At 72.0% G+C, this 13,038-nt stretch carries 9 protein-coding genes; 4 read left to right on the top strand and 5 right to left on the bottom strand.

Translation table 11 applies throughout. From position 1 onward, the window contains the following. Positions 1-162 precede the first annotated feature (162 nt). Entirely contained in the window at positions 163-2,379 is a 2,217-nt protein-coding gene (locus WHN02_RS12240; RefSeq protein WP_434743932.1) for a HelD family protein, read from the top strand. A 92-nt stretch (positions 2,380-2,471) separates the two neighbouring features. Here the strand turns inward: WHN02_RS12240 and WHN02_RS12235 are convergent, their stop codons facing one another. Continuing rightward, complete coding sequence (locus tag WHN02_RS12235) at positions 2,472-2,879, bottom strand: hypothetical protein (RefSeq protein ID WP_434743416.1); 408 nt, start codon at positions 2,877-2,879, stop codon at positions 2,472-2,474. A gap of 301 nt (positions 2,880-3,180) precedes the next feature. Here WHN02_RS12235 and WHN02_RS12230 point away from each other — a divergent pair, with 301 nt between their 5' ends. Continuing rightward, positions 3,181-3,579 carry a hypothetical protein gene (locus WHN02_RS12230; protein ID WP_434743415.1) on the top strand — a complete coding sequence of 133 codons (399 nt, stop codon included), beginning with the start codon at positions 3,181-3,183 and terminating at the stop codon, positions 3,577-3,579. A gap of 142 nt (positions 3,580-3,721) precedes the next feature. Here the strand turns inward: WHN02_RS12230 and WHN02_RS12225 are convergent, their stop codons facing one another. The 3 genes from WHN02_RS12225 to WHN02_RS12215 all read right to left on the bottom strand — a co-directional run bounded on the left by WHN02_RS12225 (position 3,722) and on the right by WHN02_RS12215 (position 7,713). Beyond that, entirely contained in the window at positions 3,722-4,885 is a 1,164-nt protein-coding gene (locus WHN02_RS12225) for a sporulation protein (protein WP_434743414.1), read from the bottom strand. A gap of 146 nt (positions 4,886-5,031) precedes the next feature. Further along, positions 5,032-5,562 (bottom strand): hypothetical protein, encoded by a 531-nt coding sequence (locus WHN02_RS12220; RefSeq protein ID WP_434743413.1) that lies wholly within the window; start codon positions 5,560-5,562, stop codon positions 5,032-5,034. 150 nt (positions 5,563-5,712) lie between these two features. Next, positions 5,713-7,713 carry a beta-galactosidase gene (locus WHN02_RS12215; RefSeq protein ID WP_434743412.1) on the bottom strand — a complete coding sequence of 667 codons (2,001 nt, stop codon included), beginning with the start codon at positions 7,711-7,713 and terminating at the stop codon, positions 5,713-5,715. Positions 7,714-7,783: 70 nt separating this feature from the next. Between WHN02_RS12215 and WHN02_RS12210 the strand changes: the two genes are divergently transcribed. Next, positions 7,784-9,925, top strand: coding sequence for an alpha-galactosidase (locus WHN02_RS12210; protein WP_434743411.1), 2,142 nt, complete (start codon positions 7,784-7,786; stop codon positions 9,923-9,925). Positions 9,926-10,000: 75 nt separating this feature from the next. On the opposite strand, the gene WHN02_RS12205 is transcribed toward WHN02_RS12210, so the two are convergent. Beyond that, positions 10,001-11,374, bottom strand: a complete 1,374-nt coding sequence (locus tag WHN02_RS12205; protein ID WP_434743410.1) for a cellulase family glycosylhydrolase — start codon at positions 11,372-11,374, stop codon at positions 10,001-10,003. A 472-nt stretch (positions 11,375-11,846) separates the two neighbouring features. On the opposite strand from WHN02_RS12205, the gene WHN02_RS12200 reads away from it, so the two are divergent. Continuing rightward, positions 11,847-12,809, top strand: a complete 963-nt coding sequence (locus WHN02_RS12200) for a TIGR03557 family F420-dependent LLM class oxidoreductase (RefSeq protein ID WP_434743409.1) — start codon at positions 11,847-11,849, stop codon at positions 12,807-12,809. Positions 12,810-13,038 lie beyond the last annotated feature (229 nt).

Below are 13,038 nucleotides of genomic sequence, written 5' to 3'. Positions count from 1 at the left end.
CGGCACGGTAGATTGACCCGTTCAGAAACGCAAAAAGGAATGGCGCGCGGCCATTCCTGCAAGGAGCCTAACTTCCGAGGAGACAGCTTGTCAAGATACTCCGACGGCCCCGGTGAGCTGCCCTCCGTCGACGAGATCGACAGCGAGCAGGCGTACGTCTCGATGCTCTACGGCCGGTTGGACGACCTCCGGGAGCAGGCCGCCACCCGACTCACCCAGGCGCTGCGGAGCACCGGCGGCACGCTCCAGGACCGCTCCCAACGCGACAGCTCGGTGCAGATGTACACCGAGCAGGTCGACCAGTACGCCGTGGTGGAGAACGGTCTCGCCTTCGGTCGACTCGACACCGACGACGACGGCCGGCACTACATCGGCCGGATCGGCATCTTCGACCCCAGCGACGACTACGACCCCCTCCTGATGGACTGGCGGGCCCCGGCCGCCCGGCCCTTCTACCTCGCCACCGCCGCCAACCCACAGGGCGTACGGCGTCGACGCCACCTGCGGACCCGACGGCGTACCGTCGTCGGCCTCGACGACGAGGTCCTCGACCTCGCCACCGCCACCCCCAACGGCCACGAGGAACTGACCGGGGAGGCGTCCCTCCTGGCCGCCCTCAACGCCGGGCGGACCGGGCGGATGCGCGACATCGTGGAGACCATCCAGGCCGAACAGGACCAGGTCATCCGCGCCGACCTGCCCGGCGTCCTCGTGGTCCAGGGCGGGCCCGGCACCGGCAAGACCGCAGTGGCCCTGCACCGGGCCGCGTACCTGCTCTACACCCACCGCCGGGAGCTCTCCAGCCGGGGTGTCCTGCTGGTCGGCCCCAACGCGACGTTCCTGCGCTACATCTCCCAGGTCCTGCCCGCCCTCGCCGAGACCGGCGTGCTCCTGCGTACCCAGGCGGATCTCTTTCCCGGCGTCAGCGCCCGGCGCACCGAATCCGCCGAGGCCGCCGCGGTCAAGGGCCGCCCGGTGATGACCGAGGTCCTGGCCGCCGCGGTCCGGGACCGGCAGTGGGTGCCCGACGAGCCGTTGGAGGTCGAGGTGGAGCGGGAGGCGCTCCACCTCGACCCGCAGACCTGCCGCGCCGCCCGGGACCGGGTCCGACGCTCCGGTCGACCGCACAACCTGGCCCGGCCGCTGTTCGACGTCGAGATCGTCCACGCCCTCGCCGCGCAGGTCGCCGAGCGGATCGGCGCCGACCCCCTCGGCGGGGACAACCTGCTCGCCGAGGCCGACATCGCCGAGATCCGCCGCGAACTCGCCGAGGAACCCGGGGTACGGGCCGCGCTCGACGAACTCTGGCCGGTGCTCACCCCGCAGCGCCTGCTCGCCGACCTGTTCGCCGACCCCGACCGGATCGCCACCGCCGCACCGCAGCTCACCGCCGCCGAACGGGACCTCCTCCACCGGGAACCGGGCGGGTGGACCCCGGCCGACGTCCCGCTGCTCGACGAGGCGGCCCACCTGCTGGGTGAGGACGACCGCGCCGCCGCCGCCCGCCGGGACCGCATCCGCGTCCTGCAACGGGAGTACGCCGAGGGCGTCCTGGAGATCTGGCGGGGTTCCCGCTCCATCGACGTGGAGGATGAGGCCGACGGCGGCGAGATCCTGGGTGTCACCGACCTCATCGACGCCGACCGGCTCCTGGACCGTCAGGAGGAGTCCGAGCGGCTCACCACCGCCCAACGGGCCGCCGCCGACCGGACGTGGGCGTTCGGGCACGTGATCGTCGACGAGGCGCAGGAGTTGTCGCCGATGGCCTGGCGGCTGCTGATGCGGCGCTGCCCGAGCCGGTCGATGACGATCGTCGGGGACGTGGCGCAGACCGGTGCCCTCTCCGGCACCCCGTCCTGGGGTGACGCGTTGGAGCCGTACGTGGCCCAGCGCTGGCGGCTTGAGGAGTTGACGGTCAGCTACCGCACACCGGCGGAGATCATGGCGGTCGCCGCCGACGTACTCGCCGAGATCGACCCGGCGTTGACCCCGCCCCGCTCGGTACGCAGCAGCGGCGTGCCGCCATGGGACCGTACGGTGTCCCCCGACTCGCTCGTCCGGGAGGCGGTGGCGGCGACCGCCAAGGAGGCCGCCGACCTCGCCGAAGGCCGACTCGGGGTGATCGTCCCGGCCGGACGGGTGGCCGACCTGGAGGCCGCCCTGGTCGGCGAGGTGCCCGAGGTGGCGGTCGGGGAACATCCCGAACTGGAGAGCCGGGTGGTCCTGCTCACCGTGGCGCAGGCCAAGGGGCTGGAGTTCGACAGGGTCCTGGTGGTCGACCCGGCCGGCATCGTCGCCGAGTCCCCCCGTGGCCGCAGCGACCTGTACGTCGCACTCACCCGCGCCACCCAACACCTGGGCATCCTCCGCCCCCGGTGAGGCGAGGGTGCCCTGCCGACGCGTACGGCGGGGCACCCTCTCCCACCCCGTCCACCGGGGCGGAGCCGGACGGGCGGGTGGGTGTCCGGGGCTCAGTCGTCGGTGAACCCGCCGACCTGACCGGCCGACGAGGACTGGTCGCTCGTCGGACCGCCGGCCGGCGTACTCATGCCCCCCGTGGTGGCGTCCCCGGTGGTGGTCGGCGCCACCCGCCCGGGGTGCTGCTCCGGTTGCCGGGCGACCCGCCGGACGCTCGCCGGCCCGGCGGTCCCCCCGGTGGTGGTCACCGCGCCCTGGCCTCGGGTGGGTCCACCGTCACGCAGCACCTCCGGGTCGATCGGTACGTCGGCGGGGTCACCGGGGTCGACGTCCTGAATCACCCGTTCCACGTCGGTCTGGGGGACGGTGACCTCGTCGAGCGCCCCCGCGCCGTACTGGTCCCCGAGAATCCGGTCCTCGGCCTTGCGGGCGGATGCCCGCATCGTGTCGTCCTCACGCACCACGATCACCTCGCAGAAGTGTCGGCAACCCCCCGCCTGCCCGCCCCCACCCCCGCCAAACCTCGGCGAACGCCTCGCGGTGCGGGTGCGGGCGCTGCCCACGGCGGTGTGCAGAGGGAGGCCATCTCCACCGGCACCTCTCCCTTCCCCGGGGCGGGGGGTATTGGTGGGGGTGGGGGCGGTTACCTTCCCCGGGGCCTCGGGTAGACCCGACGTGCCGCCGCCGAGCACGTCGACCGTGCCGTGGCAGGGACACGGTAGCGGGGCGGAGGACGCACTCATCGCATCCGAGGAGGACAAGATGAGCACGCAGGCTGCATCCACCAGGCCGGCCAACCGGACCATGCAGGACATGCCGACCCGTTCGATGGACCCGGCGCAGAACCGGGCCATGCAGAACGCGGAGACCCGGCAGATGGCGGCCATGAACGACGGCCACCGCCAGCCGATGATCTCTCCTGGTACGGAGACCAAGCCGGCCTTCGCGACCACGGAGTTCTGGGTCTACATCGCTGCCGTGGTAGGTGTGCTGGCCGCCTCGCAGCTGGTCGGTCAGAACGCGCAGGGGGTGGACATCTTCCGCGCCCCGCAGGCCTGGTTCTTCGTCACGCTGCTGACTCTCGGCTACCTGGGTAGCCGTGGCCTGGCCAAGGCCGGGAGCAACTTCCGCAGCGGTCGGGAGCGCAAGGGCAAGCACTGACCTGCGAGCACCGATGGCCTCCGGGGTGGTCACCCCGGAGGCCATCGTCGTACGCGAAGCGCCGAGGTCCACGTCGACGCCCCGCCACACCGCCGTCGCGTGACCGGCACACCCCACATGCACCGGCCACGTCGGCGGCGGGTTACTCCTCGCCGCCGAAGTCGTCGCCACCGGCGAAGTCGTCGCCGCCGCCGTCCTCGTCGTCACCGTCGAACGCGTCGGCGACCATGCCGCCGACGACCATGCCGCCGACAGCGCCGATCGCCGCTCCGGCCACCACGCCGCCCATGCCGACGCCGCCGCCACGGCCCTGCTGGTGCTGCGGGTAGCCCGGGGCACCGTACCCGGCCTTCGCGGGGTATCCGGGAGCGCCGTACCCGGCCGGGGCGCCGTACCCGGGCTGCTGCGGGGGGTAGCCGGGCGCGCCGTACCCGGCCTGCTGCGGGTAGCCCGGGGCACCGTATCCGGCCTGGGCCGGGTAGCCGGGGGCGCCGTAGCCGCCCGGGGCGCCGTACTGGGCGCGGAGGTTGCCGAAGGTGGCGGTGGTCTCCTGGAGCCAGCCGTCGACCACCTGGACCCAGTCGCCGCGCTCGGCGTCGCTGTGCGGCACCGAGTACCGGCCGAAGACGTCGTGCCCGGGGCGCAGGAACCCGCCCCGCTTGTCGCACTCCAGGACGACGTCGACGCCGTGCGGGTTGGTGACGAAGGTCAGTTCGACCTCGGTGATGTTCTGCGCGTACTGCGGGGCCGCGAAGTACTCGATCTCCTGGTAGAAGGGCAGAGTCTGGTTGACGCCCCGGATGTGCCCCCGCTCCAGGTCGGCGTTCTTGAACCGGAACCCGAGCGCCAGGAACGCCTCCAGGATCCTCTCGTGCACCGGCAGCGGGTGCACGGCCACCGGGTCCAGGTCACCCTTGTCGACGGCGCGGGCGATGGCGAGTTCGGTACGCAGACCCATCGTCATCCCGTGCAGACGCTGGCCGTACACGTCGGTGATGGGGGTCTCCCAGGGCATCACCAGCTGGAACGGGATGGACATCTGCTGCTTCGGGGCGAGTTGGAGAGGCCCGCTGACGGTCGTCCGGTGGAACTCCATCGTCCCGGCGTACTCGCTGTCGCCGCTCTCCATCTCGACCCGGGTGACCAGCCCGAGGGTGATGTGCTCGATGTTGGTGGCGGCGTCCCCGCCGACGATGTTGACCTGCCCGTCGAGCGGCATTCCGGGACGGGTGTTCGGATTGGCCAGGACCGTGTCGACACTCGGACCGCCCACACCGAACGCACTGAGCATCTTCTTGAAGACCATCGAAACTCCCGTACGAGGCACGCCGTGGTCCACCGTGGACCCGGCCATGGCTCACCGACCCTAGGGGGACCCCCTGTGAAGTGTCTGTGAGCGACCACGGCGTGTCAGGAAGGAGTGTTTCCCTCGCGTCACACCGTCCGGCGGCGTCACTGACGGGGACCCGCAGTCCGCTGCTGGTCGGAGTTCTGCCGCCCCAGATGAGCAGGGGTGACAGTCGCGCCACCGGGTTGCCCGGAGCCGGACCGGTGGGAGGCCGTGGGGGTGTCGCCCCGGGTCGGCACCCGCATGGCGGCGAAGGAGGCGTACGGGTTCTGCTCCAGGGTGGGGCTCGACGGGGGGCTGTCCGACATCTGCAGGTCGGTGAAACGGCCGGGCGGACGCCTGCTGGCCGGATCCCTCGCGGTCAGCGGGGTCATGGGGTAGGCGTCCCGCTGCGCGTCGTAGACGTCGGGTTCCTTGTAGGCGGGGGTCGTGTCCTCGGTCTGCCGGGAGGCGGGAGCCGGCCGAGCGAACGCGAGGCGAGTCTCGGCGATCTGCGCCGCCCGTCGTTGCGCGTCGGGATCCTGGTCGTACTGAGCCTGGTCGTAGGTGGGCAGTTCCGCCATGGACGGGTCCCCGCTCTGGCCGGGTCCACCGTGCTGCTGGTAGTTGCCGTAGTTGTGGCTGGGTCCGGGCATGTCCTGGCTCCCCGACCTCGTGGGGGACGGGCTCATTCGGTTCTCCGCTCGATCGGGCCGCAGCGGTTGCGCGGCTCACCAGGGATTACGAGCACCCGCGCAGAGAGTTCAACGCCGGGGAGGTGACCACCGCCATCCGATCCGGATGTTTCATCCCTCGGGTGGGGAGGATTCGCGGATCACCACGACCTCCCCGGCCGGGACCGTCACCTCCGGGTCGTGGGAACGCCCGGTGAGCAGGTCCATTCCGGTGGCCCCCACGGTGACGTCCTGCTCCGTGTGGTTGATCACGAACAGCCAGCTCCGTCCGTCGGTGCGGCGGCGGACCACCTCCACCCCGGACGGGCTCGGCACGGGCGGCTGCACCCCGGACTCGGTGACCAGGCGGGCCACCAGTCGGGCGGTACCCGCCCGGTCGAGGCGGGTACCGACGTACCAGGCGACGCCGGAGCCGTACGGGTGCCGGGTGACGGCGGGTACGCCCGCCAGCGGCCCGTCGGCGTACCCGGACATCACCTCGGCGCCGAGGGGGTGCAGCAGTTCCGCCCAGACGTCGGCGGTGCAACCGTCGTCGAGGTTGACCCGCTCCCCCTCGCCCAGCGGGAAGAACTCCTCGGTGCGGACCCCGAGGAGGTCCCGGAACGCACCCGGGTACCCGCCGAGGCGGATGTGGTCGTGCTCGTCGACGATGCCGCTGAAGAAGGTGACGAGGACGGTCCCGCCCTGGCGGACGTAGCGGTCCAGGGCGTCGACGTCGGGGTCGCGGACCAGGTAGAGGGTGGGCACCACGACGAGCCGGTAACCGGTGAGGTCGGCCGAGGGGTGGACCACGTCGACTGTGGTGCCGCACCGCCAGAAGGCGTCGTACCAGGAACGGAGCCGCTCGGCGTAGTCGAGGTCCACAGTCGGGTGGGCGTCCAGTTCGGCGCCCCACCGGGCCTCGGCGTCGACCAGGATCGCCACGTCGGCGTCGACCCGGCTGCCGCGTACCTCCCCGAGGGCCCGCAGGTCGGAACCGAGCCGGCAGACCTCGCGGAAGACCTTGGTCTGGGTCCCGGCGTGCGGGACCATCGCGGAGTGGAACTTCTCCGCCCCGGCGCGGGAGGCCCGCCACTGGAAGAACAGCACCCCGTCGGCGCCCCGGGCCACGTGGGCGAGGCTGTTGCGGCGCAGCTGCCCGGGGGTCTTCGCCAGGTTGCGGGGCTGCCAGTTCACCGCGCTCGTGGAGTGCTCCATCAGCAGCCACGGCGCACCCCCGGCGACACCACGGGTCTGGTCGGCGGCGAGGGCCAGGCCGACGTGCGCCTGCGGGTCGGCGGCGGTCAGGTAGTGGTCGTTGGAGACCAGGTCCATGTCGTCGGCCCAGCTGTGGTAGTCCAGGTACCGTCCGCCGTCACCGAGCATGAGGTTCGTGGTCACCGGGTGGCGGGTCAGCCGGTGCAGGACCTCCCGTTCGGCGCGCAGCTGCGCGCGGTGCTCGTCGGAGGAGAACCGGAGGAAGTCGAGCTGCTGGGTGGGGTTGACGAAGGTCGGGGCGGTACGGGGCGGGTTGATCTCCGCCCAGTCGTGGTACCGCTGGCTCCAGAAGGCGGTGCCCCAGGCCTCGTTGAGCCGGTCCAGGTCGACGTAGCGCTCCCGCAGCCAGCCCCGGAACGCCTCGGCGCTGACGTCGCAGTAGCAGTGGGTGTTGTGGCAGCCCAACTCGTTGGAGACGTGCCACATCACCACCGCCGGATGGTCGGTGTACCGGGTGGCGAGCGCCTCGACCAGCGCCAGGGACCGCTGCCGGAACACCGGCGAGCTGGGACAGTACGCCTGCCGGGCGCCGGGCCACAGCAGGGTCCCGTCGGCGCGTCGGGGCAGCGTCTCGGGGTGCCGGTGGGCCAGCCAGGGTGGTGGACTGGCGGTCGCGGTGGCCAGGTCGACGGCGATCCCCCCGTCGTGCAGCAGCGCCAGGACCCGGTCCAGCCAGCCGAACTCGTACCGGTCGGGGGTGGGTTCCAGCAGCGCCCAGGAGAAGATCCCGACGGAGACCAGGTTGACCCCGGCCTGGCGCATCAGCTCCACGTCCTCGGCCCAGGTCGACTCCGGCCACTGTTCCGGGTTGTAGTCCGCACCGAACCGCAGTCCGTCGGAGTGCCAGATCCCCATGTGCGCTGAGCCTGGCACCCGGACCGACCCCCGTCAATCGTCGGTCCACCGCGTGGCGGACAGTGGCCCGATGACCATTGTTCACCTGAGCCGGGGCGCCACCCGGTTGGTGCTCGACTGTCGCGGCGAGGGTCTGCCCCGGATCGTGCACTGGGGTGCGGACCTGGGTCCGGTCACCGGCGCCGACCTCACCGCACTCGTCGGGGCGGTCCGCCCGCCCGTCGTACCGAGTGGTTTCGACGCCCCCACGGTGCTCTCCCTGCTGCCGGAGGCGAGCGCCGGGTGGGGCGGCCGGCCCGGTCTCGCCGGTCACCGCGACGGCACCGCCTGGTCCACCGCGTTCCGGCTGGTCGACGTGGACGTCACGGACGAGCCGGAGCGGACCGCCCGGATACGGGTCCGGGCCGTCGACCCGGACGCCGCGTTGACCCTCACCGTCGACCTGGACCTGGACCCGACCGGGTTGCTGACCGTCCGCCACCGGGTCCGCAACGACGGCACCACCGCGTACGAGGTGCGGGAGCTGGCCCCGGTGCTGCCGGTCCCGGCGGTCGCCACCGAACTGCTCGACCTGACCGGCCGGTGGTGTCGGGAACGGAGCCCGCAGCGGCACCCGTGGCAGATGGGGACCTGGGTCCGGGAGGGCCGGCACGGGCGGACCGGGCACGACGCGACACTGCTGCTGGTCGCCGGGGAGCCCGGGTTCACCTTCGGCCGGGGCGAGGTGTGGGCGGTGCACACCGCGTGGAGCGGCGACCACGTCACCTTCGCCCAACGGCAGCCGACCGGGGAGTCCACCCTCGGCGGCGGTGAGCTGCCGGCACCCGGGGAGGTACGGCTCGCCCCGGGCGAGGAGTACGCCACCCCCCTGCTCTACGCGGTGCACTCCACCGAGGGGCTGGACGGGATCAGCGCGGTCCTGCACACCCACCTGCGGTCCCGCCCGCAGCACCCGGGTACGCCCCGACCGGTGACCCTGAACGTCTGGGAGGCCGTCTACTTCGACCACGACCTGACCCGGCTGACAGCGCTCGCCGACGTCGCCGCCGAGGTGGGTGTGGAGCGGTTCGTCCTCGACGACGGCTGGTTCACCGGCCGCCGACACGACCGGGCCGGGCTCGGCGACTGGTACGTCGACGACACCGTCTGGCCCGACGGGCTGCACCCGTTGGTCGACCACGTCACCGGGCTGGGGATGGAGTTCGGGCTCTGGGTCGAACCGGAGATGGTCAGCGAGGACTCCGACCTGTTCCGCAGCCACCCCGAGTGGGTGCTCCGGGTCCCCGGGCGGCTCCCCCCGTCCTGGCGTCACCAGCAGGTCCTCGACCTCGTCGAACCGGACGCGTACGGGTTCGTGCTCGACCGGCTCGACGGGCTGCTGACCGAGTATCCGAAGATCGCGTACCTGAAGTGGGACCACAACCGGGACCTGACCGAGGCGGGTCACCGGGGCCGCCCGGCGGTACGGGCACAGACCCTGGCGGTGTACCGGCTCCTGGACGAGCTGCGACGCCGGCACCCCGGGGTGGAGATCGAGAGCTGCGCCTCCGGCGGGGCCCGGGTCGACCTGGAGATCCTGCGTCGCACCGACCGGGTCTGGGCCAGCGACACCAACGACGCCCTGGAGCGGCTGCCCGTCCAGCGGTGGACGGGGTTGCTGCTCCCGCCGGAGCTGATCGGCACGCACGTCGGTCCGGAGCGGTCGAAGACCACCGGCCGTCGGCACGACCTGGGCTTCCGGGCGGCGACGGCGCTCTTCGGCCACACCGGGATCGAGTGGGACCTCACAGCGGTCGGGCCCGTCGACCGGGCCGAGCTGGCCGCCTGGGTCGCCCTGCACAAGCGGCTCCGGCCGTTGCTGCACTCCGGCCGGACGGTCCGGGTGGACCATCCGGACCCGGCGGTCTGGGTGTACGGCGTCGTCGCGCCCGACCGTTCGGCGGCGGTGTACGCGATCGCCCGGTTGGCCACCTCGACGACCCGGGTCCCCGTCCCGGTACGCCTGCCCGGGCTGGACCCGGACCGCCGCTACCTGGTCCGACCGGCCGAGGGGGTGCCCGGCCCGGCGGTCCTGCAACGGGACGCTCCGGGCTGGCTGACGACCGACGACGGGGTGGTCCTGACCGGGGCCGCCCTGGCCACCCTGGGCCTGCGGCCTCCGGCCCTGCACCCCGAACAGACCCTCGTCCTGGAGCTCACCCCGGCCACCTGACGCGGCCCGTTCCGGTGATCACGGGGTCGACGGTGCGAACCGCCGACCCCGTGATCGTCACCCGGGGGTCAGGTGTCAGGTGGCGTTGCAGGAGAGGGTGGGGACGGGGTTGGAGCCGTTCCAGGTGCCGATGAAGCCGAAGCTGGTGCTGGCACCGGCGGCGAGTCGACCGTTGTAGGACACGTTGCCGGCCGTCACCGTGGAGCCGCTGCTGGTCACCGTGGCGTTCCAGGCCTGACTGACGGTCTGGCCGTTGGCGTACGTCCAGCGGACCACCCAGGAGCTGATCGGCGACGCCCCGGCGGTGACCTTGACGTCGCCCTGGAAGCCGCCCTGCCACTGACCGGTCACCGAGTACGTAGCGGTGCACCCGATGCCGGCCGGCGGACTGGTCGGCGGGGTCGTCGGCGGCGGGGTCGGCGGAGTCGTCGGCGGGGTGGTGGGGGGCGTGGTCGGCGGGGTGCCGGTGTAGACCGACGCCTCGCGGGCGGTCTGCTTGATGCCGTTGGCCCCGTTGAACAGGCGCTGCCCCCAACTGCTGAGGTTGGCCGGGTCGAAGTTCACCGCCAGGTCGAGGTACTCCACCCCGCCGCCGTTGCCGCTCCACGACCAGCCCAGCCAGCCGATCCGGTTGGCCTGGGCGTACGACAGGATGGCGTCCTCGTCCGGGTCACCGTCGGAGTGGTTGTGACCGAACTCGCCCACCACGATGGGCAACTTCGCCGTCCGGAACCGGCCCAGGTAGTCGCTGATCTCGGCGGCGGTGTCGAAGACGCCGTACATGTGGATCGAGAAGACGGTGTTGCGCTGCGGGTCGGCGGCGAAGACCGACGCCGCGTTGTCGCGCATCGTGAACGACCAGTCCTGACCCCAGTTCGGACCGTCGACCATGATCGTGTGGGCGAACCCGGCGGTCCGCAGCCGCTTGATCGCGTTGGCGGTGTCGGTGGCCCAGGTGCCGTAGTTCTGGTTGCCGTACGGCTCGTTGCCGATGTTGACGATGACGTACTTCTCCTGGCCGGTCAGGGCGCTCTGGACGCTGATCCAGTAGTCGACCGCCTGGCTCAGGGTGGCCGCGCCGGCCTGTTCGCCGTACCCGGTGGTGTCGTGCACCTCCAGGACGCAGATCAGGCGGTTGGCCTTGCACAGCGACACCACGTTGGCCACGTCGGCGGTCTCGTTCTTCGTCCAGCGCTGGCCGCTGGCGAGCACCACCCGGACGGTGTTGGCGCCGAGGGCCTTGACGTTGGCGAACGAACTGGTCTGCTGCTGGTACCAGGTGTGGGCGTGGTTGACGCCCCGCATGACGAACTCGTTGCCGTTGGCGTCGTACAGCTTGCCGTCGGAGACGGTGAAACCGGCGGCGGCGCGGGCCGGCTGACCGACGAGGAGGATTCCGGCCAGGAGCGCGAACAGCGCGATCCCGGCGGTGATCAGACGTTTCTTCATGGCATTCCTCAGGGACGGGTCCCCCGGTGCCCAGGTGGGGGTGCGGTCGTGACAGGGGCCGGCGGCTGCAGCCCGACAGCCACCGTCCGGCTCCGGCGGACGCGGCATCGACTGCCGGCGGCCGGGCAACCGGTTCACACGCTCGGGTCTGCGACGCGGTGTGGCCTGTGACGACCCAGGGTGACGAGCCGCCACAGGCGCGCCATCCCCACCACAAGGATGTCCGCCAACCCGACTGAACCGGTTAAGCCCGAACCTTATCCATCGACGTCCATCACGTCAAGCGGACACTGCGCAACCCGGACGGCGACCGGCGGGGAGCGGACCGGCGGGGAGCGGACCGGCGGGGAGCGGACCGGCGGCGGCGTGTCCCGCCCGGGTGGGTTGACCGGCGGAGCCGGGGGTATCCGAGGACGTTGCGTCGCCCACGAGACGAGTCGTCGGCGATCGAGTCGAGTGAGGAGCGCCCGAGATGGTGACCGTCGGCTACACCCTCATGTGCGAGCAGGCCGGCCCGAAGCAGCTGGTCGACCACGCGGTACGGGCGGAGGCGGCCGGCTTCGACCAGCTGGTCATGTCCGACCACTACTACCCGTGGCTCGACTCGCAGGGGCACTCACCGTACGCCTGGTCGGTGCTGGGAGCCGTCGCCCACGCCACCTCCCGGGCCGAGCTGATGTCCTTCGTGACCTGCCCGATCCGGCGCTACCACCCGGCCGTGGTGGCCCAGAAGGCGAGCACGGTCGGGGTGCTGTCGGACGGCCGGTTCACCCTCGGACTGGGTGCCGGGGAGAACCTCAACGAGCACGTGGTCGGCGGCTGGCCGCACGTGCAGCAGCGGCACGAGATGTTCGAGGAGGCGCTCCAGATCATCCGTCCGCTGCTCAACGGCGAGACGTTGACCTTCTCCGGCAACCACTTCGACGTCCCCGACGCCTACGTCTGGGACCGGCCGCAGCGCCCCGTACCGCTGGCGATCGCGGCCTCCGGGCGGTCCTCGGCGACCCTCGCCGCCGAGTACGGCAACGGCATCATCGCCACCGAACCCGACCGGCGCATCATCGAGATGTACGACGAGGCGGGCGGCATGGGCCAGCCCCGGTTCGGTCAGGTGGCCATCTGCTACGGGCCGGACGAGGCGGAGTGCCGCAAGACCGTGCACGACCAGTTCCGCTGGTTCGGCAACGGCTGGAAGGTCAACGCCGACCTGCCCAACCCGGAGGCGTTCGCCGCGGCGACCCGGTTCGTCCGCGAGGAGGACGTGGCCGAGGGCGTCTCCTGCGGCCCGGACGTCGACCGGCACGTCGAGGCGTTCGCCAAGTTCGTCGAGGCGGGCTTCACCCACGTGGCGATCGTGCAGGTGGGCGGGGACAGTCAGCCGATGTTCCTCGACTGGGCGCGCGAGGAACTCCTGCCCCGGCTCCGGCGGCTCTGACCCGACCCCGTTGCGCAGGCGCTGCCCTGTCCGCCCCCTCGCCCTCCCGGGAGACCACCATGCGCGTCGGCAACACGGAGATCCGATTCCTCGGCGGCGGCCTCGGCTGCCTCGGCATGATCCTCTTCTCGATCCTCGCCTCCATCCTCCTCACCATCCTCGTCAACACCCTCCTCTAACCACCCCAATCCCCACCCCCACCCCCACTCCCCACCCCTACTCTCCACCC

Origin of the sequence: Micromonospora sp. SH-82 (assembly GCF_051132485.1) — a bacterium.
In the GTDB taxonomy this organism is placed as follows: Bacteria; Actinomycetota; Actinomycetes; order Mycobacteriales; family Micromonosporaceae; genus Micromonospora.
The sequence above is the reverse complement of the archived record's forward strand: the minus strand, read 5'-3'. Positions and strand labels throughout refer to the sequence as shown.